Genomic DNA, 17,807 nt, shown 5'->3' on the forward strand with positions numbered 1-17,807 from the left:
CGCGGCGGTGCCGGCCGGCAGTCCGGCGGTGCGGGCGGCGGCGGCGGTCGTCTGGGCCGGCAGGGTGTTGGCCTCGCCCGGAATGGCCACAGCGGTCAGGCTTTCGGCCACGCCGGCCAGCGGCGCCATGTAGCCCGCGACGTCCTTGGTGTTCAGCATCCCGCAGATCAGATGCGTGGGCCGCGGCGGCATCGCCGCCAGCGTCGCGGCCACCGCCGCCCCGCCCGCCGGGTTGTGGCCGCCGTCGAGCCACAGCTCGCAGCCGCCCGCCTGCGCGGCCTCGACCAGCGGGCCGCGGGTGAGGCGCTGCATCCGGGCGGGCCATTCGACCCGCGTCATCGCCGCCGCCGCCTCGGCCTGCCCGTAGCCCAGTTCGCGCAGCGCGGCGATGGCGGTGCCGGCGTTGTCGATCTGGAACGGCCCCGGCAGCGCCGGCAGCGGCAGGTCCAGCAACCCGCGCTCGTCCTGATAGACCAGCGCGTCGCCTTCGCGCGCGGCCGTCCAGTGCTGCCCCGCGACCGCCAGCGGACAGCCGAGCCGCGCGGCGCGCGCCTCGATCACCGCCAGCGCCTCGTCCTGCTGGCGGGCCACGACGCAGGGCACGCCGCGCTTGAGGATGCCGGCCTTCTCGCCGGCGATCTCGGCCAGCGTCTCGCCCAGATACTGGGTGTGGTCGATCGAGACGGGGGTGATGACCGTGAGCCGCGGCGCGCGGACCACGTTGGTCGCGTCGAGCCGCCCGCCAAGACCCACCTCGAGCAGCGTCACGTCGGCCGGCGTCCGGGCGAAGGCGAGGACCGCCGCCGCGGTGGTGATCTCGAAGAAGGTGATGGGGCGGCCGGCGTTCACCGCCTCGACCTCGGCCAGCACCGCGGCCAGCGCCGCGTCGCCGATCAGGTCGCCGGCCAGCCGGATGCGCTCGTTGAAATACGCCAGATGCGGCGAGGTGTAGGCGTGGACGCGCAGCCCCGCGGCCTCGAGCCCCGCGCGCAGATAGGCCTGCGTCGAGCCCTTGCCGTTGGTCCCGGCGATGTGGATCACCGGCGGGATGGCGTCCTGCGGGTTCCCGAGGTCCGCCAGCAGCGCCGTCAGCCGGTCGAGCGACAGGTCGATGACCTTGGGATGCAGCGCCGTCAGCCGGGCGAGGATGGCGTCCGTCGCGTCGCTCACGCCTTGGCGTTCTTTCGCGCGGCGGCCGGGACCGGGCCGGGCGCCTCGGCCGTCACCGGGGCGGCGTCGGCGGGCTGGAACGCGGCCGAGGGCTCCGCCGGCGCATCGGGCAGCGCCACTGGGATGGCGCCGGGCGCCGGCAGGTCGGCCACGATCGGCGCCGATTGCCGGGTCAGCATCCGCAGGATCGTCACCAGCTCGGCCCGCAGGTGCTTGCGGTGCGTCACCCGGTCCAGCATCCCGTGCTCGAGCAGATACTCGGCGCGCTGGAACCCCTCGGGCAGCTTCTCGCGGATGGTCTGCTCGATCACCCGCGGCCCGGCAAAGCAGATCAGCGCGTTCGGCTCGGCGATCTGGACGTCGCCCAGCATGGCGTAGCTCGCCGTCACCCCGCCGGTGGTGGGGTGGGTCAGCACGACGACATAGGGCAGCCGCGCCTCTTTCAGCATCTGCACGGCGACGGTGGTGCGGGGCATCTGCATCAGCGACAGGATGCCCTCCTGCATCCGCGCGCCGCCGGCGGCCGAGAACAGCACCAGCGGCCGCTTGAGCGCCACCGCGCGCTCGGCCGCGGCGAGGATGGCGTTGCCGACATACATCCCCATCGACCCGCCCATGAAGCTGAAGTCCTGCGCCGCCGCCACGATGGCGGTGCGCCCGACCTCGCCCTCGGCGACCAGCATCGCCTCGCGCTCGCCGGTCTGCTTCTGCGCGGCCTTGAGGCGCTCGGGGTATTTCTTCTGGTCCTTGAAGCCCAGCGGGTCGGCCAGCGGCTCGGGCACCTTGACCTCGACGAAGGCGCCGCCGTCGAAGAGCGCGGTGAACCGTGCCCGCGGCGTGATCGCCAGGTGGTGGTCGCACGAGGTGCAGACGTTCAGGTTGTCGGCGAGTTCCCGGTGGAACAGCATCGTCCCGCATTCCGGGCACTTGGTCCACAGGTTCTCGGGCACCTCGCGGCGCGAGAACAGGCTGTTGATGCGCGGGCGGACATAATTGGTGATCCAGTTCATCGCTGTTCCCTTGCGGTCGGCCTCGGGTCGGCCTTCGGGCGGCCTCGCGCGCCCCGGCCGGAACCGCGGCCGGACAGCGCCCTGCGTCAGGGGCGTGAGATAGGCCGCACCGTCCGCGATTGCAATCGGCGCGCGGGGGCGGCCCTATGGCGGCCATGTGGGGACAGATCATCCTCTGGGCGCATATCCTGGCCGCGGTGGCGGTCAGCCTGCGGGTGCTGACGCGCCCGCAGATGGAGCCGCCGGTCCGCCTTGCCTGGATCCTCGTGGTCGAGGCGCTGCCGCTGATCGGCATCGCGGGCTACCTGCTCTTCGGCGAGATCCGCATGAACGGCCGCGACCGGCAGCGGCGCGAGGACATCCGCGAGCGGCTGACCGGCCTCTGGACCCCGAGCCCGCAGGCGGTCGAGGCGCCGCCCGACTCGGCCCGCGCGGTGCTGGACATGAACCGCGCCGCGGGCGGGTTCGAGCCGGTGTCGGGCAACGACATCCATCTGCTGCCCGAGGACGATTCGGCCATCGACGCGGTGGTCGAGGCGATCGACGCGGCCGCCGATCACGTCCACATGCTGTTCTACATCTGGCTGGACGACGTGTCGGGCCGCAAGGTCGCCGCCGCTGCCTGCCGCGCCGCGCGCCGGGGCGTGGCGGTGCGGGTGATGGTGGACGGGCTCGGCTCGCGCGCGCTCACCCGCTCGGCCACGTGGGACGAGATGCGCGCCGCGGGCGTCGACTGCCGCCGCGCCGACCCGGTGCGGCTGTCGCTGGTCCGGGCGATGCTCAGCCGCGTGGACCTGCGCAACCACCGCAAGATCGTGGTGATCGACCACACGCTCGGCTTCACCGGCAGCCGCAACTGCGCCGACATGGCCTTTGCGGTGAAGCCGCGGTTCGCGCCGTGGGTGGACATCCTCGCCCGCATCCGCGGCCCCGTGGTGCGGCAGATGCAGGCGGTGTTCCTGCAGGACTGGATGACCGCGACCGGCGCCGACCTCGGCGCGATGCTGACCCATGTGCTGCCCCCCGGCGGCCCGGACCAGATCGCCCAGGTGCTGCCCACCGGCCCTGACCGGCACGTGGCGGGGCTGTCGGATGCGATGATGACGCTGATCCTGAGCGCCCGGCGCAGCATCACCATCTCGAACCCCTACTACGTCCCCGACCAGGCGGTGGACGCGGCGCTGCGCGCGGCGGCGCTGCGCGGGGTCGAGGTCACGATGATCCTGCCCCGGCGCAACGATTCGCTCTTCGTCGGCGCGACCAGCGAGGGGTTCTTCGGCGGGCTGGCCGAGGCCGGGGTGCGGCTGTGGCAGTTCGTGCCGGGGCTGCTGCACGCCAAGATCATGACCGTGGACGGGCAGCTGGCGATGATCGGCTCGGCCAATCTCGACCGCCGCAGCTTCGAGCTGAACTACGAGATGAACCTGACCGTCGTGGACCCGGTGCTGACGGCCGAGCTGGACGCGCGGCAGGCGAGCTACCTCGCCCGCGCCGTGCCGCTGACGGCCGAGGACATCGCCGCCTGGCCGATGTGGCGGCGGGTGCGCAACAACGCGCTGGCGCTGGCGACGCCGCTCTTGTGATCACACCGGCAGGGCGGTGGTGTATTTCGTCTGCCGCAGGACGAAGTTCGTCACCGTCGCCCGGATGATCCCGGTCGCCAGCAGCCGTCGCATCAGGAACCGCTCGAGCCCCTCGGCATCCTCGGCCACGATCTTGAGCAGATAGTCCGAGGCCCCGGTGATGGTCGCGCATTCGACCACCTGATCCTCGGCCTGCACGAAGCGGTCGAAGGCGGCGATGGTCTCCTCGCGGTGGTCAAGCAGCGAAACCCGCACATAGGCCAGCGCCGAAAGCCCCAGCGCCCGGGGCGGCACCAGCACCACCTGCGCGGCGATCACGCCGTCCTCGGTCATCCGCCGCACCCGCCGCCACGCGGGCGAGGCCGAGAGCCCAGCGCGCTCGGCCAGCTCCTGCGTCGAGAGCGTGGCGTCGCGCTGGAGCACCCGCAGCAACCGGCGGTCGGTGTCGTCGAGGTCAGGCATGAGATACCCCGCAGCGGCCCGGATCGGGCATGGTGTTTCCCGACCCTGCCCCAGCCCCCCGCCTGCGGCAAGATTTTCTGCCGCCCTCGGGTAAACTGGACCACGGGAGGACACATCATGCCGAAATCGACCGAATACGAGGCCAAACAGCCCGACGCGGACGGATTCATCGCCTACACGCCCGAGGAGAACGCAGTCTGGGCCGATCTCGTCGCCCGCCAGATGCCCGCGGTGCGCCGTGACATGGCGCTGCCCTATCTCGACGGGCTGGCCAAGCTCGACCTGCCCACGGCCCGGGTGCCGCAATGCCCCGAGGTCAGCGAGAGGCTGCGCGAGCTGACCGGCTGGCGGGTCGAGCCGGTGCCGGCGCTGATCGGCTTCGGGCGCTTCTTCGGGATGCTCGCCGACCGGACCTTTCCGGCCGCCAGCTTCATCCGCAAGCGCAAGCACTTCGACTATATCGAGGAACCCGACATCTTCCACGAGATCTTCGGCCACACGCCGCTGCTGACCGACCCGGCCTTCGCGGCCTTCTCGCAGGCGATCGGGCAGGCCGGGACGCGGGCCGAGAAGCCTGATTACGCCTGGCTGATCCGGCTCTACTGGTTCTCGATCGAGTTCGGGCTGACGCGCGAGGACGGGCGGCTCAAGGCGCTTGGCCCGGGGCTGGCGTCGTCGGTGACCGAGTTGCCGTGGTCGATCTCGGACGCGCCCCAGCACCGGCCCTTCGACGTGATCGACATCCTGCGGACGCCCTATCGCATCGACATCCACCAGCCGCTTTACTTCGTGATCGACCGGCTGGACGATCTTTTTGCCGCCGCCGACCGCGACCTGCTGGCCGACGTGCGGCAGGCCCGCGCGCTGGGGTTGCACCCGCCCGCATACCCCCCGAAGGAGGAGGTGGCATGACTGACCCGACCTGCGATCTCGCCGCCCGCGACTGCGTGCCCTGCCAGGGGGGCGTGGCGCCCATGGACGCCGCCGCCGCCCGGGCGGCGCTCGGGGGGATCGAGGGCTGGACGCTCTCGGACGACGCCCGCGCGATCCACCGCCGCTTCGCCTTCAAGGGCTTTGCCAAGGCGGTCGAGATGGCGAACCTCGCCGCGTGGCTGGGCAACAGCCAGGGCCACCACCCCGACATCGCCTTCGGCTGGGGCTATTGCGAGGTGACCTTCACCACCCACGAGGCCGGGGGGCTGACCGAGAACGACCTGATCTGCGCGGCCAAGCTGAACGCAGTGCTGGCGGTCTGAGCGCGCGGGCGGGCACTCCGCCCCGCGCTGCCCCCTCCCGCGCCCTTGCCCCCCGCCCGGCCCGGCACTATGCCGGACCCCAGCCAAGGGGGACGCCATGAAGAACACGCGCTTCGACAAGTCGAAACTGCCCAGCCGTCACGTGACCGAAGGGCCGGCGCGTGCCGCGCATCGCAGCTATCTCTACGCGATGGGCGTCACCGAAGAGGAAATCCACCAGCCGCTGGTCGGCGTGGCGACCTGCTGGAACGAGGCCGCGCCCTGCAACATCGCGCTGAACCGTCAGGCGCAGGTCGTGAAGATGGGCGTCAAGCGCGGCGGCGGCACCCCGCGCGAGTTCACCACCATCACCGTGACCGACGGCATCGCCATGGGGCACGAGGGGATGCGCTCGTCGCTGGCCAGCCGCGACGCCATCGCCGACACGGTGGAACTGACCATGCGCGGGCACTGCTACGACGCGCTCGTGGGCCTTGCCGGCTGCGACAAGTCGCTGCCCGGGATGATGATGGCGATGGTGCGGCTGAACGTGCCGTCGGTCTTCATCTACGGCGGGTCGATCCTGCCCGGCCGCTACCAGGGCCGCGACATCACCGTGCAGGACATGTTCGAGGCCGCGGGCAAGCACGCCGCGGGCCTGATCTCGGACGCGGAACTCGACATCATGGAGCGGGTGGCCTGCCCGTCCTCGGGCGCCTGCGGCGCGCAGTACACGGCCAACACCATGGCCTGCGTCTCCGAGGCGATCGGGCTGGCGCTGATCAACTCGTCCGGCGCGCCCGCGCCCTACGAGAGCCGCGACCAGTTCTGCGACGCCTCGGGCTTCGCGGTCATGAACCTGATCGAGAAGAACATCCGCGCCCGCGACATCGTGACCCGCAAGAGCCTCGAGAACGCGGCCCGCGTCGTGGCCTGCACGGGCGGCTCGACCAACGGCGGTCTGCACCTGCCGGCGCTGGCGCATGAGGCGGGGATCGACTTCGACCTCTTCGACGTCTGCGACATCTTCAAGGACACCCCCTATTTCGTGAACCTGCGGCCGGGCGGCGAATACGTCGCCAAGGACCTGTTCGAGGTCGGCGGCATCCCGGTGGTGATGAAGGAACTGGCCAAGGCCGGGCTGCTGCACCTCGACTGCCTCACCGCCTCGGGGCGGACGCTGGGCGAGGAGCTGGACGAGATCCGCGGCGAGCCGGACGGCAAGGTCATCCACCCCGTCGAGACGCCGATCACCAAAACCGGCGGCGTCGTCGGGCTGAAGGGCAACCTCGCGCCTGAGGGCGCCATCGTGAAGGTCGCGGGGATGAGCGAGGCCGAGCAGGTCTTCACCGGCCCCGCCCGCGTCTTCGAGTGCGAGGAAGAGGCGTTCGCGGCCGTGCAGGCCCGCACCTACAAGGAAGGCGAGGTCATCGTCATCCGCAACGAAGGTCCCGCCGGCGGGCCGGGGATGCGCGAGATGCTGGCGACCACCGCGGCGCTCTCGGGCCAGGGGATGGGCAAGAAGGTGGCGCTGATCACCGACGGCCGCTTCTCGGGCGCCACGCGCGGGTTCTGCGTCGGCCACGTCGGCCCCGAGGCCGCGCATGGCGGGCCGATCGCGCTGGTCCGCGACGGCGACATCATCACGCTGAACGCCCTCGAGGGCACCATCTCGGTCGACCTGACCGACGAGGAACTCGCCACCCGCAAGGCGGCGTGGGCGGGTCCGCGCAAGACCGACTATGCCTCGGGCGCGCTGTGGAAATACGCCCAGCTCGTCGGCGTGGCGCGGCTCGGCGCCGTCACCCACCCCGGCGCCAAGGCCGAGACCCACGTCTACATGGACCAGTGACCGGCACCGCCGGTCCGACGGGGGCGCCGCAACGATGGCCATCCAACCGCGCCGCTGGGTCAGGAACAGGCTGCGCCTGCGCGCGATGGGCGAGTGGCAGCGGCTGGCCGAGGCCACCGGCGGCATGACCCTGCGCCGGCTGCGCGAGTTGCAGGACGACGCGCGCGGCCTCAGGCGCAGCGCCGACCGCTTCATCGCCAGCGCGCAGAGCCGGCTCGACAGCGTCCAGCGGCCGGTCGATCTGGCCGACCTGCCGCGCGGCACCGACTGGCGCTGGCGGCCGCCGTTCCTGTCGACCCGGATCGCGCCCTCGGGCATCGCCGCCCCCGCCTCGGGGACGTGGCTGGGTGAGCAGGCGGCGGTCTGGCACGACTGCCCGGCGGGCGCGCTGATCCTGCGGCAGATGCCGAACCGCGGCGCCGCCGATCTCGCGCCCTTCGGCCTGCTGCTCGAGACGCTGGGGTTCTCGGGCAGCTATCTGTCGGTCTCGGTCACCCTGCCCGACGCCGCCCGCGACGAGCTGACCCGCGCCCACATCATCCGGCTCGATGTGACGCTGACGGTCGAGCGCCCGATGAGCATCTATGCCCGGCTGAACATCGGCCACGGGCCGAACACCGACACGCTGCTGCGCCATCTCGGCGACATCGCCCCCGGCCCCGAGCCGGTCGCGCGCGAGATCGAGTTCGACCTGCACTACGTCGAGATGAACGAGAAGCGGCTCGAGAAGCTGTGGCTCGACCTGATCTTCGAGGCGCCGCAGATGAACGCGGTGCGCATCCGCGACCTGTTCCTGTCGCGGCATCTGCGCGCCGATGTGTAACGCCCGATGGCTGACCCAAGGGGGCCCGACATGACCCGTCCGTTCGTCTCGCTCGGCCTCAAGTCCGGCGTGTGGGAGGGGCGGCTGCCCGACGGCCCCGCCCCCGCCCGGGTGGCCCTGACGCTGAACGGCCGCACCGTGGGCCAGGCCGAGGTCACGCCCGGCGCCGAGGGCGGCTGGAACATCCGCGCCGCCCTGCCGGTCGAGACGCTGTCCGAGGGTGTGCAGACCTATACGCTGATCGCCGACGATGGCGCCGGCGTCGACGCGCCGCGTCCCGGCGCGATGCGGCTGGGGCACCTGCCGCTGCTCGCGGGCGAGGCGCTCGACGCCGACCTGCGGGCCGAGATCGACCTGCTCAGGGCCGAGGTGGACCTGCTCAAGCGCGAGTTCCGGCGGCTGGCGACCGAGTGACGGCTCAGCCGTCGCGCTGCCAATAGGCGTAGCGTCCGACCGGCGCGAAGCCGAGCCCGGCATAGAGCGCCCGCCCCGCGGCGTTCGCCTCGGTCACCGCGAGCGCCAGTTCGGTGGCGCCGTGCCGGGCGGCGAAATCGGCCGCACGGCGGACCATCCACGCGCCCAGGCCCTTGCCCCGCCAGCGCGGCAGCACCGCCAGCGCGTGCAGCGTCCCGATGCCGCCGTGCACCGCGGCAAAGGCGGCGCCTGCGGCGCGATCCTCGACCCGGCCGAGGATCGCCGTGTGCGGCCCCGCGACCCGCGCCATCACCGCCTGCCGCGCGTCCCCGACCCCGAGCTGGCGCCACAGGTCGCGCTGGATCGCGAGCGGCGGCCAGGATTCGAGCGCCGTCACCGGCGGGATCGCCCGGTCGGTCAGCGGGCCGAGCGGCGCCGACAGGATCAGCGTGGGGTTGGCGGCGCGATACCCCCGCGCCGCAAGCGCCGCGGCGAGCGCGCCGTCGCCGTCCTCGACCGCGAAGAGCGCCGGCTGCCCCCAGCCGGCATGGGTCGCCTCGGCCGCGGCAATGTCGGCCTCATCCCAGTCGCCCACCACCCGGGCGGCGCTGACCCGGCCGCCACCGCCAAGCCCCCGGCCGACCCGCAGCCCGCCGTGGTCGGCATAGTCGGCCGCGGGCCAGGTCGCCTGCCAGGCGGCGTCGAACGCCGGTGAGATCACAGCCCGAGCCGGGTGCCGAGCGCCGCGAGCGCGGCCTCGACGCGGGCGGCGTCGAGCCCGCGGATCACTAGGTTGGTGCCGAAGCGCCCCTCTTCGCGGAAGGGATAGCTGCCGAGCGACAGGTCCGGGAAGTCGGCCGCGACCTCGCGCAGCCCCTCGGCCACGTCGGACTCGGGGCGCTCGACCCGGACGGTGCGGCTGACCGGCGGGCGGCCGGGGTTGAGCCGCGGGACCAGCGCCTCGACCATGCTGCGGAACACCGAGGGCACCCCGGCCATGACGTGCGCGCCGCCGATGGAAAAGCCGGGCGCGGCCGATTCGGCATTCTCGATCAGCGTCGCGCCGACCGGGATGCGGGCCATCCTCAGGCGGGCGGGCGTGATCTCCATCCCCAGCCGGGTCCAGCGCTCCTCCATCATCCGGCGAGCGTCGGCGTTGACCTCGATCCCGACGCCATAGGCGTCGGCCACGGCGTCGGCGGTGATGTCGTCGTGGGTCGGGCCGATGCCGCCCGAGGTGAACACCATGTCCCAGTCCCCGCCGAGGTGACGGTCGAGCGCCCGGAGCGCCGCCACGATGGCGGCATGGTCGTCGGGCACGACGCGGATCTCGCGCAGGTCGATGCCGATGCCGTTCAGGATGCCGGCGAGGTGGTGGGCGTTCAGGTCGCGGGTGCGGCCGGACAGGATCTCGTCCCCGATCAGCAGGATCGCGGCGGTCGGATTGTCGGATTGCATCAGGCGTCCTCCGGGTGTCTGGCCGGGCGCGGCCCGGTGCGGGCGCATAATGCCCGGCCTGAGGGCTGGAACAAGGCCCCGCCGGGGTCTATCTGGCACCTCAAGCGAAAGGATCAGCCCGATGAACGACCCGCGCCTCACCCGCGAAGGCATCCGCATCCATGCCCCCGAGGATTTCGCCGGGATGCGCGCCGCCGGCGCCGCCGCCGCGCTGATCCTGGACGAGGTGGGCCCGCGCGTGGCCCCCGGCGTGACCACGGCCGAGCTGGACGACTTCATCAACGCCCGGGTGGCCGGGCTGGGGCTGACCAGCGCCACCGTCGGCTATCGCGGCTACCAGCACGCAAGCTGCATCAGCGTGAACCACGTCGTCTGCCACGGCATCCCCGGCCAGCCGATCCCCAAGGGCCGCGACGAGACGATCTCGCGCGATCTCGAGAAGCGGCGCGACAGCGATGCGCTGCTCGAGGGCGACATCCTCAACATCGACGTGACGGTGATCAAGGACGGCTGGTACGGCGACAGCTCGCGGATGTACGTCGCCGGGCAGGTGTCCGAGCGCGCGGCGCGGCTGATCCGGGTCACCCACGACTGCCTGATGAAGGGGATCGAGGCGGTGCGCCCCGGCGCCACCTTCGGCGACATCGGCGCGGCGATCCAGACCTATGCCGAGGGCCAGCGGATGTCGGTGGTGCGCGACTTCTGCGGCCACGGGCTGGGCCGGGTGTTCCACGCGCCGCCGAACGTGCTGCACTTCGGCCGGCCCGGAAAGGGCCCGATGCTGGAGGAAGGGATGTTCTTCACCATCGAGCCGATGATCAACCTCGGCCGGGCCGAGACGCGCATCCTTGCCGACGACTGGACCGCGGTGACGCGCGACAAGTCGCTGTCGGCGCAGTTCGAGCATTCCGTGGGCGTGACCGCGGACGGCTGCGAGATCTTCACCCTCTCGCCCGGCGGGGTGTTCTTCCCCGACCTCTGAGGCTGGCCGCGGGTCTTCGGGCCAGAACGAAGCGGCTGAGGGCGGCGCTCAGGCCGCCCCGTCGGTGAACTGCAGCCGGGCGAGCCGGGCGTAGAGGCCGCCCTGCGCCACCAGCTCGTCATGCGTCCCCTGCTGGACGATGCGGCCCTTGTCCATCACCACGATCCGGTCGGCCTTCTTCACCGTCGCCAGCCGGTGCGCGACGATGATCGTCGTGCGGTCGCGGGCGAGCGCGTCCACCGCGTCCTGCACCAGCCGCTCGGACTGGGCGTCGAGCGCGCTCGTCGCCTCGTCCAGAAGCAGGATCGGGGCGTCGCGCAGGATCGCGCGGGCGATGGCGATGCGCTGCTTCTGGCCGCCCGACAGCATCACCCCGCGCTCGCCCACCTGCGCCTCATAGCCGTCCGGCAGCGCGGTCAGGAAGTCGTGGGCGTTGGCGGCGCGGGCGGCGGCCTCGACCTCGGCGTCCGAGGCCTCGGGGCGGCCGAAGCGGATGTTCTCGCGCGCCGTGGTGGCGAAGATCACCGGGTCCTGCGGCACGAGCGCGATGGCGCGGCGGAAATCGGCGCGGGCCATGTCGCGCAGGTCGATCCCGTCCAGCGTGACGCGCCCCGTCTCGGGGTCCCAGAACCGCAGGATGAGCTGCACCACGGTGGTCTTGCCCGCCCCCGACGGGCCGACCAGCGCCACCGTCTCGCCCGGCCGGATCGAGAGCGACACGTCCTCGAGCGCCGAGACATCGGGCCGGGTCGGATAGTGGAAGGAGACGCCCTCGAGCTCGATCTGCCCGCGCACCGGGCGCGGCAGCGCCACCGGGCGGGCGGGGTCCGTCAGCGCGTCCTGCGTCGCCAAGAGCTCGCCCAGCCGCTCGGTGGCGCCGGCGGCGCGCTGCAGCTCGCCCCAGATCTCGGACAGCGCGCCGACAGATCCCGCGACCATCACCGCGTAGATGACGAACTGCACCAGCTCGCCCACCGTCATGGCGCCCAGCCGCACGTCGCGGGCGCCGATCCACAGGACGCCGGTGACGCCCGCGAAGATCAGGAAGATCACCAGCGCCGTCATCGCCGCCCGCACCCGGATGCGCCGCGCGGCCGAGGCGAAGGAGCGTTCGGTCACGTCGGCAAAGCCCGCCCGCGTCGCGTCCTCGGCGGTGAAGGCCTGCACCGTCTGCGCCGCGAGCAGCGTCTCGGACGCACTGCCCGACGAGGCGGCGATCCAGTCCTGGTTCTCGCGCGAGAGGCCGCGCAGCCGGCGGCCGAGCACGATGATCGGCACCAGCACCACCGGCACGACCAGCATCAGCAGCCCGGTCAGCTTGGCCGAGGTCAGCAGCAGCATCACCAGACCGCCGACCGCCACCATCGCCTGCCGCAGCGCGAGGCTGACCGACGAGCCGATCACCGACAGGATCAGCGTCGTGTCGGTGGTGATGCGGCTGATGATCTCACCGGTCATCACCCGCTCGAAGAAGGCGGGCGAGAGGCCGATCACCCGGTCGAAGACCGCGCGGCGGATGTCGGCCACGACCCGCTCGCCCAGCCGGGTGACCAGCGCATAGCGCAGCGCCGTGCCCACGGCGAGCAGCGCCGCGATGCCGATGGCGGCGAGGAAATACTGGTCGAGCAGCCGCGCGCCCTCGTCGAACCCGTCCACGATCCGGCGCACCGCGACCGGCAGGACGAGGCTCACCCCCGCCGTCACCATCAGAGCGAGCAGCGCGCCCGCCAGCAGCAGCCGGTAGGGCCGGACGAACGGCCACAGCGCCGCCAGCGCGCCGATGCGTTTCGTCGCGGGCCGATCGGCGATCGGCTTGGGGCTGCGGGCCATGGGCGGACCTCTCAGGCTGGGACGTCGGGCGGCGAGGGGGCGCGGCGGGGCCGCGCGGCGGACCGGGCGGGTTTAGGCACTCGGCCCGGCCGGGGCAAGCGCAGCCCCCCGGCCCCGCCTGCGGCAAGGCGGCACGGGGGCGGGCCGGTCAGCTCCTCGGGCCGCGGCGCAGGGGCGCGGCCGGGGCTGGCCTGCGGGGTCAGATGCCGCCCATCACGGCGCCGATCACCGCGCAGGCGGTGATGGCATAGCCCATGTCCACCAGCGTCATGATCATCGGCCGCGGCGAATAGGTGTTCTCGATCACGAACCACGGCGCGACGATGGCCGCGCCGATGCCGAACCCCCAGCCCATCCCGGCCAGCACCCCGTCGATGCCGGCGCGCACGAACAGCACCCGCAGCATCGCCGCCACCGCCACCAGCGCCACCCCGGCCAGCAGATAGGGCACCACCGAGCGCGCCTTGGGGTGGCCGATGTTCTGGACCTGCAGGGCCGAGGCGTGGGCATAGACCCGGTCGGTCAGGCGGTACCAGATCGCCCCCACGACCCAGGCGAGGATCGCCGCGGCGATCACGATCATCAGCTCCATCGGGTCAGTCCCTCCGTTTGGCCGCGCGTCTGGCGGGCTTGGCTTTGGCCGGGCGGTCGGCAGGCGCGTCGGCGGGCGCGTCCTCGGCCGCCTCTTCAGGCGCTTCGGCCAAGGCCAGCACCGCCTCCCACTCCGCGTCGGTCACCGGCTGCACCGACAGGCGCGAATTGCGCACCAGCACCATATCGGCGAACTGCGGGTCCGCCTTGATCTGGGCCAAGGTCACCGGCCGGGCCAGCGGCTCGACCGCGCGCAGGTCCACGCAGTCCCACTTGGGGTCGTCGGCGGTCGAATCGGGGTGGCTTTCGGCGATCACCTCGACGATGCCCACCACCTCTTTCCCGATGTTCGAGTGGTAGAAGAACCCGCGGTCGCCGACCTTCATCTCGCGCATCACGTTGCGGGCCTGCACGCTGCGCACCCCGTTCCACTCTTCGCCGTCGCGGCCGCGGGCCACGAGGTCGTCCCACGAGAAGGCGTCGGGCTCGGACTTGAACAGCCAGTGCGCCATCAGATCACCTTTCGCCACTCGATGACCTCGACCGACTGGAACAGCCCGGCGGCGGCATAGGGGTCGCCGGCGGTCCAGGCGCGCACCCGCTCGGCGTCGTCGGCCTCGACCACGACCAGCGAGCCGCGCATCTCGCCGTCCTCGACCAGAGGCCCGGCCATGCGGACCATGTCGGCGGCGTTGAGCCAGTCCAGATGCGCCGAGCGCGTCTCGAGCCGGGTCGAGAGATGGCCGGGCTTGTCCCGGCAGATCACGGCGAAAAGCGGCATCATTCCTCCTTGAGCGGGCGGGCGAGCAGCAGCTCCATCGCCTGTTTAACGTCGATCCGGCCCCCGGCAAGCCCGGCGACCAGCGCCGAGATCGGCATCTCGATCCCCTGCGCCGCGGCCAGCCGGGTGACGGCGCGGGCGGTGGCGGCGCCCTCGACCGTCACGGCGGCGTCGAAGGCCGCCCCCTGCCCCAGCGCCTGGCCATAGCGGAAGTTGCGCGACTGGGCCGAGGTCGCGGTCAGGATCAGGTCGCCGAGGCCCGAAAGCCCGGCGAGCGTCTCAGGCTCGGCACCCTGCGCGGCGGCAAAGCGGGCCATCTCGGCGAAGCCGCGGGTGACGATCGCGGCCCGCGCGCTGTCCCCCAGCCCCGCACCGATGGCCGCGCCCGCGGCGATGGCGATGACATTCTTGAGCGCCCCGCCCAGCTCCGCGCCCACCACGTCGGTGGTGCGGTAAAGCCGCAGCGCCGGGGTGGAGAGCTGGTGCTGCAGCGCGTGCCCCGCCTCGGCATCGGCACAGGCGAGCGTCAGCGCGGTGGGCAGGCCGCGGGCGATGTCGGCGGCGAAGCTCGGCCCGGTCAGCACCGCGACCGTGGCCGCGGGGCAGGCCGCGGCCAGCATCCCGGCCGGCGAGCGCCCGGTGGCGAGGTCGATGCCCTTGGCGCAAGCGACAAGCGCCCGCCCCTCCAGCGCCGATGCATGGGTTTGAAGAAACCCGCCGAGCGCCTGCGCGGGAATGACGACCAGCAGCACCTCGGCCCGCGCCTGCGCGAGCCGTTCGGTTACGGTGACGGCATCGGGCAGGGTCACGCCGGGCAACAGCGGGTTCTCGCCCGTCCAGCCGATCCGCCGCCCCCACAGCACCACCGGCCCCTTGGCCGCCAGCGCGACGGCGAGCGCGGTGCCGAAGGCGCCGGCGCCGAGGACCGCGACGCTCATGCCTTGGCCCCCCGCTTGCCCGCGCCCAGCATCGGCGCGGCGCGGCCGTCGAGCGGCCAGCGCGGGCGCGCGGAAAGCTCCATCCCGTCGCGGTGGCCGAGGCGGAAGCGTTCGATCCCCGCCCAGGCGATCATCGCGGCGTTGTCGGTGCAGAGCACCAGCGGCGGGGCGAGGAAGCGCACCCCGGCGCTGTCCGCCACCGCCTCGAGCGCGGCGCGGATGGTGCGGTTCGCGGCAACGCCCCCGGCCACGGCGAGGACCGGCACCGGCGAGGTGGCGAGCGCCCGGCGGGTCTTTTCCGCCAGCACCTCGGCCACCGCGGCCTGGAACCCCGCGCAGATGTCGGCCCGCACCCCGGCGCGCAGCCCGCCGTCGCGGGCCACCGCCTCGTCCCGGGCGCGCAGCACGGCGGTCTTGAGGCCGGAAAAGCTCATGTCGCAGCCCGGCCGGTCGAGCAGCGGGCGGGGCAGCGGGATGGCGCGGGGATCGCCCGCGGCGGCCTCGGCCTCGACCGCCGGGCCGCCGGGCTGGGGCAGGCCGAGGAGCTTGGCCACCTTGTCGAAGGCCTCGCCCGGCGCATCGTCGATGGTGCCGCCAAGGCGGGTGAAGTCCTCGGGCCCCTCGACCCGCAGGAACTGGCAATGCCCGCCCGAGACGAGCAGCATGAGATAGGGAAACCCGATCCCGTCGGTCAGCCGCGGGGTCAGCGCGTGCCCGGCAAGGTGATTGACCCCCACCAGCGGCAGCCCGGTCCCGGCCGAGAGCCCCTTGGCCAGCATCACCCCCGCCATCACCCCGCCGATCAGCCCCGGCCCGGCGGTGACGGCGATGGCGTCGAGATCGCCGAGCCCCAGCCCCGCCTCGGCCAGCGCCTGCTCGACGGCGAGGTCGAGCCGTTCGGCATGGGCGCGCGCGGCAATTTCGGGGACGACGCCGCCAAAGGCCGCGTGCAGCGTCTCTTGCCCCGCCACGACCGAGGACAGGACGCGCGGCGCGTGGGCCCCGTCGTCCGGGCCGCCGGCGTCCTCCAGCCGCACCACGGCGGCGGCGGTGTCGTCGCAACTGCTCTCGATCCCCAGCACGGTCAGCGTCATGGTTGAAATCACGGGTTGGGACGGCCTATCCCCGCCTAGCACCGGTCCCCGGGAAACGCCATGCAGCCGCCCTTGCCCCCCGTCGTCCTCATCACCCGCCCCGCCCCCGCGGCGCGGCGCTTCGCCGACCAGATCGCCGACCTCGGCCTTGCCACGGTGATCGCCCCGCTGATGCGGATCGTCCCCGTCCCCCACGACAGCGCCGCGGTCGCGGCGGCCGAGGGGCTGATCCTCACCTCCGAGAATGCCGTCCCCCACGCCGGGCCGGGCCGCGGACGCCCGGCGATCTGCGTCGGCCCGCGCACGGCCGAGCTGGCCCGCGCGGCGGGCTTTGCGGTGACGCAGGGGCCGGGCGATGCGGCGGGGATGATGCCGCTGCTCACCGGGCTCGGCCCCGGCTGGGTGCACCTGCGCGGGGTGCGCGTCGCGGCCGAGCTGCCGGTGCCGGGGATCGTCGTCTATGACCAGCAGGCGCTGCCCTTGCCGGAGGAGGCCGCCGCCCTGCTCAAGCGTCCGGCGCCGGTGATCCTGCCGCTCTTCTCGCCCCGCGCGGCGGCGCTCGCGGCTGCGGCCGTGGCCGCCGTCGGGCCGGCCGCGCCGCTGTGGCTCGCCCCGATCAGCGCCGCCGCCGACGCGGCCTGGGATCGGGCGTGGACGGGCCCCGCCCCCGCGACGCTGCGTCGCGCCGTGGCGCCCTCGCCCGACGCGCCCGGCATCCGCTGCGTCATCCGCGCGCTCACCCGCGGAACAGAGCCGCCCGGCGCGGGTTGAGCCGCACGGCGCTGCTCTCTACTGTGACGCCACCCGCGCGGTTCGTGCGCGGGCCGAACCGCCAAATCACGACGCCGGGGACGACGCCCCGCCCGTCCGCCGCAAGGGATCGCCGCGCCATGACCGACCGCAAGGATACCGCGAAACCCGGCAAGACGCCCGCCGGCCAGCCCGCCGCCGGCACCAAGGCCGCCGCGCCGGGCAGCGTGGTGGACCTGCGCGAGGCGCCGCCGGTCGAGCGGGCCGGGCCGGGCATGGCGAAATCGGGCGAGCCGGCCCCGTCGGTCGAGTCGTCGCTGGTCGGCACCGGCGGCGTGGCGGGTATGGCCCCGCGCGATGCGGCGGCCTCGGGTCGTGCCGACGCTGAGGCGCCCGTGGGCAAGATGGGGGTCGGGGCTGCGGGCGCGGCCGACAAGCCGTTGAAGGCAGGGGCCGATGCGTCGCCGGCCTCGGTGCGCGCCGAAAGCCCCACGATCACCCGCGACACCACGCCCGGCAAACCTGCCGAGTCCACGCCGAAAACCTCCGCGGACCGCCCGGCGCCCGACGCTCCCAAGTCCGACGCCGCCATTCCCCCGCGCGCCAGCACCGAAGGCACCACCCGCTCCTCGGTCCCGCCCACCTTCAACGAGTCGCGCAGCCCGGCCCCGGCGCCGGCCCACACTCCGGCCCCGGCCAAACCCGCCCCCGCCCCCCGGCGCGGCGGCTTCGCGCCGCTGTTCCTCGGCGGCGTCGTCGCCGCGGGGCTCGGCGCCGGGGCCGCGTGGTGGGCGATCCCGCGCCTGCCCGCCGCGTGGCAGCCTGCGCCCGCGC

Annotated in this window: 18 protein-coding genes and 2 pseudogenes; 9 read left to right on the forward strand and 11 right to left on the reverse strand. The window is 73.3% G+C overall.

The genetic code is table 11. The features are described 5' to 3' along the window. Together ACFHYO_RS05355 and accD are read right to left on the reverse strand one after the other, a co-directional pair. On the reverse strand, window positions 1–1,170 hold a 1,170-nt coding region (locus ACFHYO_RS05355), incomplete at its 3' end, for a bifunctional folylpolyglutamate synthase/dihydrofolate synthase (RefSeq protein WP_394318897.1). Next, window positions 1,167–2,180 carry an acetyl-CoA carboxylase, carboxyltransferase subunit beta gene (gene accD / locus ACFHYO_RS05360; protein WP_394318898.1) on the reverse strand — a complete coding sequence of 338 codons (1,014 nt, stop codon included), beginning with the start codon at window positions 2,178–2,180 and terminating at the stop codon, window positions 1,167–1,169. The genes accD and ACFHYO_RS05355, both read right to left, overlap by 4 nt. A 155-nt stretch (window positions 2,181–2,335) precedes the next feature. Here accD and cls point away from each other — a divergent pair, with 155 nt between their 5' ends. Then, window positions 2,336–3,763 carry a cardiolipin synthase gene (gene cls / locus ACFHYO_RS05365; RefSeq protein WP_394318900.1) on the forward strand — a complete coding sequence of 476 codons (1,428 nt, stop codon included), beginning with the start codon at window positions 2,336–2,338 and terminating at the stop codon, window positions 3,761–3,763. Here cls and ACFHYO_RS05370 read toward each other — a convergent pair whose 3' ends face one another. Continuing rightward, entirely contained in the window at window positions 3,764–4,225 is a 462-nt protein-coding gene (locus ACFHYO_RS05370) for an Lrp/AsnC family transcriptional regulator (protein ID WP_394318902.1), read from the reverse strand. It lies immediately after the preceding gene. A 117-nt stretch (window positions 4,226–4,342) separates the two neighbouring features. On the opposite strand from ACFHYO_RS05370, the gene phhA reads away from it, so the two are divergent. From phhA to ACFHYO_RS05395, 5 genes are all read left to right on the forward strand, one after another. After that, window positions 4,343–5,137, forward strand: a complete 795-nt coding sequence (gene phhA, locus ACFHYO_RS05375) for a phenylalanine 4-monooxygenase (protein WP_394318904.1) — start codon at window positions 4,343–4,345, stop codon at window positions 5,135–5,137. Beyond that, window positions 5,134–5,481 (forward strand): 4a-hydroxytetrahydrobiopterin dehydratase, encoded by a 348-nt coding sequence (locus tag ACFHYO_RS05380; protein WP_036735539.1) that lies wholly within the window; start codon window positions 5,134–5,136, stop codon window positions 5,479–5,481. The genes phhA and ACFHYO_RS05380 overlap by 4 nt, the downstream gene beginning before the upstream one ends. 97 nt (window positions 5,482–5,578) lie before the next feature. Next, on the forward strand, window positions 5,579–7,312 hold the full coding sequence (ilvD, locus tag ACFHYO_RS05385; protein WP_036711777.1) for a dihydroxy-acid dehydratase: 1,734 nt from the start codon (window positions 5,579–5,581) through the stop codon (window positions 7,310–7,312). Window positions 7,313–7,346: 34 nt separating this feature from the next. Next, window positions 7,347–8,135, forward strand: coding sequence for a DUF6478 family protein (locus ACFHYO_RS05390; protein WP_394318907.1), 789 nt, complete (start codon window positions 7,347–7,349; stop codon window positions 8,133–8,135). Between the two features lie 30 nt (window positions 8,136–8,165). Further along, complete coding sequence (locus ACFHYO_RS05395; protein WP_043133997.1) at window positions 8,166–8,549, forward strand: hypothetical protein; 384 nt, start codon at window positions 8,166–8,168, stop codon at window positions 8,547–8,549. Between the two features lie 4 nt (window positions 8,550–8,553). Here ACFHYO_RS05395 and ACFHYO_RS05400 read toward each other — a convergent pair whose 3' ends face one another. Both ACFHYO_RS05400 and ACFHYO_RS05405 read right to left on the reverse strand, forming a co-directional pair. Next, on the reverse strand, window positions 8,554–9,270 hold the full coding sequence (locus tag ACFHYO_RS05400; protein WP_394318909.1) for a GNAT family N-acetyltransferase: 717 nt from the start codon (window positions 9,268–9,270) through the stop codon (window positions 8,554–8,556). After that, window positions 9,267–10,007 carry a competence/damage-inducible protein A gene (locus ACFHYO_RS05405; protein WP_036711783.1) on the reverse strand — a complete coding sequence of 247 codons (741 nt, stop codon included), beginning with the start codon at window positions 10,005–10,007 and terminating at the stop codon, window positions 9,267–9,269. Before ACFHYO_RS05405 ends, ACFHYO_RS05400 begins: the two co-directional genes overlap by 4 nt. A gap of 121 nt (window positions 10,008–10,128) precedes the next feature. Between ACFHYO_RS05405 and map the strand changes: the two genes are divergently transcribed. Then, a complete protein-coding gene (gene map, locus ACFHYO_RS05410) occupies window positions 10,129–10,989 on the forward strand; it encodes a type I methionyl aminopeptidase (protein WP_394318911.1) in 861 nt (286 codons plus the stop codon). A gap of 48 nt (window positions 10,990–11,037) precedes the next feature. Here map and ACFHYO_RS05415 read toward each other — a convergent pair whose 3' ends face one another. The 6 genes and pseudogenes from ACFHYO_RS05415 to tsaD all read right to left on the reverse strand — a co-directional run bounded on the left by ACFHYO_RS05415 (window position 11,038) and on the right by tsaD (window position 16,223). After that, window positions 11,038–12,819: an ABC transporter transmembrane domain-containing protein gene (locus tag ACFHYO_RS05415; RefSeq protein WP_036704299.1), complete on the reverse strand. Its 1,782-nt coding sequence runs from the start codon at window positions 12,817–12,819 to the stop codon at window positions 11,038–11,040. 199 nt (window positions 12,820–13,018) lie between these two features. Beyond that, complete coding sequence (locus tag ACFHYO_RS05420) at window positions 13,019–13,411, reverse strand: DUF1761 domain-containing protein (RefSeq protein WP_036704301.1); 393 nt, start codon at window positions 13,409–13,411, stop codon at window positions 13,019–13,021. Between the two features lie 106 nt (window positions 13,412–13,517). Beyond that, window positions 13,518–13,922, reverse strand: a pseudogene (locus tag ACFHYO_RS05425) (EVE domain-containing protein); the annotation flags it as partial. Then, window positions 13,922–14,194 carry a YciI family protein gene (locus tag ACFHYO_RS05430; protein ID WP_170835578.1) on the reverse strand — a complete coding sequence of 91 codons (273 nt, stop codon included), beginning with the start codon at window positions 14,192–14,194 and terminating at the stop codon, window positions 13,922–13,924. The pseudogene ACFHYO_RS05425 and the gene ACFHYO_RS05430, both read right to left, overlap by 1 nt. Continuing rightward, window positions 14,191–15,129 (reverse strand): NAD(P)H-dependent glycerol-3-phosphate dehydrogenase, encoded by a 939-nt coding sequence (locus ACFHYO_RS05435; protein ID WP_394318913.1) that lies wholly within the window; start codon window positions 15,127–15,129, stop codon window positions 14,191–14,193. The genes ACFHYO_RS05430 and ACFHYO_RS05435 overlap by 4 nt, the downstream gene beginning before the upstream one ends. Further along, a complete protein-coding gene (gene tsaD / locus ACFHYO_RS05440; protein ID WP_394318915.1) occupies window positions 15,126–16,223 on the reverse strand; it encodes a tRNA (adenosine(37)-N6)-threonylcarbamoyltransferase complex transferase subunit TsaD in 1,098 nt (365 codons plus the stop codon). The genes ACFHYO_RS05435 and tsaD overlap by 4 nt, the downstream gene beginning before the upstream one ends. 60 nt (window positions 16,224–16,283) lie before the next feature. Here tsaD and ACFHYO_RS05445 point away from each other — a divergent pair, with 60 nt between their 5' ends. Together ACFHYO_RS05445 and ACFHYO_RS05450 are read left to right on the forward strand one after the other, a co-directional pair. Then, a complete protein-coding gene (locus ACFHYO_RS05445; RefSeq protein WP_394318917.1) occupies window positions 16,284–16,994 on the forward strand; it encodes a uroporphyrinogen-III synthase in 711 nt (236 codons plus the stop codon). A 119-nt stretch (window positions 16,995–17,113) separates the two neighbouring features. After that, window positions 17,114–17,807 (forward strand): annotated as a pseudogene (locus ACFHYO_RS05450) (hypothetical protein); the annotation flags it as partial.

This window comes from Paracoccus panacisoli (assembly GCF_042435015.1).
Taxonomy (GTDB): Bacteria; Pseudomonadota; Alphaproteobacteria; order Rhodobacterales; family Rhodobacteraceae; genus Paracoccus; species Paracoccus panacisoli.

Bases quoted from the DNA above. Each gene is read 5' to 3' on its own strand.
- accD (WP_394318898.1), bottom strand. From the start codon at position 2,180: ATGAACTGGATCACCAATTATGTCCGCCCGCGCATCAACAGCCTGTTC.
- cls (WP_394318900.1), top strand. From the start codon at position 2,336: ATGTGGGGACAGATCATCCTCTGGGCGCATATCCTGGCCGCGGTGGCG.
- ACFHYO_RS05370 (WP_394318902.1), bottom strand. From the start codon at position 4,225: ATGCCTGACCTCGACGACACCGACCGCCGGTTGCTGCGGGTGCTCCAG.
- phhA (WP_394318904.1), top strand. From the start codon at position 4,343: ATGCCGAAATCGACCGAATACGAGGCCAAACAGCCCGACGCGGACGGA.
- ACFHYO_RS05380 (WP_036735539.1), top strand. From the start codon at position 5,134: ATGACTGACCCGACCTGCGATCTCGCCGCCCGCGACTGCGTGCCCTGC.
- ilvD (WP_036711777.1), top strand. From the start codon at position 5,579: ATGAAGAACACGCGCTTCGACAAGTCGAAACTGCCCAGCCGTCACGTG.
- ACFHYO_RS05390 (WP_394318907.1), top strand. From the start codon at position 7,347: ATGGCCATCCAACCGCGCCGCTGGGTCAGGAACAGGCTGCGCCTGCGC.
- ACFHYO_RS05395 (WP_043133997.1), top strand. From the start codon at position 8,166: ATGACCCGTCCGTTCGTCTCGCTCGGCCTCAAGTCCGGCGTGTGGGAG.
- ACFHYO_RS05405 (WP_036711783.1), bottom strand. From the start codon at position 10,007: ATGCAATCCGACAATCCGACCGCCGCGATCCTGCTGATCGGGGACGAG.
- map (WP_394318911.1), top strand. From the start codon at position 10,129: ATGAACGACCCGCGCCTCACCCGCGAAGGCATCCGCATCCATGCCCCC.
- ACFHYO_RS05415 (WP_036704299.1), bottom strand. From the start codon at position 12,819: ATGGCCCGCAGCCCCAAGCCGATCGCCGATCGGCCCGCGACGAAACGC.
- ACFHYO_RS05420 (WP_036704301.1), bottom strand. From the start codon at position 13,411: ATGGAGCTGATGATCGTGATCGCCGCGGCGATCCTCGCCTGGGTCGTG.
- ACFHYO_RS05430 (WP_170835578.1), bottom strand. From the start codon at position 14,194: ATGATGCCGCTTTTCGCCGTGATCTGCCGGGACAAGCCCGGCCATCTC.
- ACFHYO_RS05435 (WP_394318913.1), bottom strand. From the start codon at position 15,129: ATGAGCGTCGCGGTCCTCGGCGCCGGCGCCTTCGGCACCGCGCTCGCC.
- tsaD (WP_394318915.1), bottom strand. From the start codon at position 16,223: ATGACGCTGACCGTGCTGGGGATCGAGAGCAGTTGCGACGACACCGCC.
- ACFHYO_RS05445 (WP_394318917.1), top strand. From the start codon at position 16,284: ATGCAGCCGCCCTTGCCCCCCGTCGTCCTCATCACCCGCCCCGCCCCC.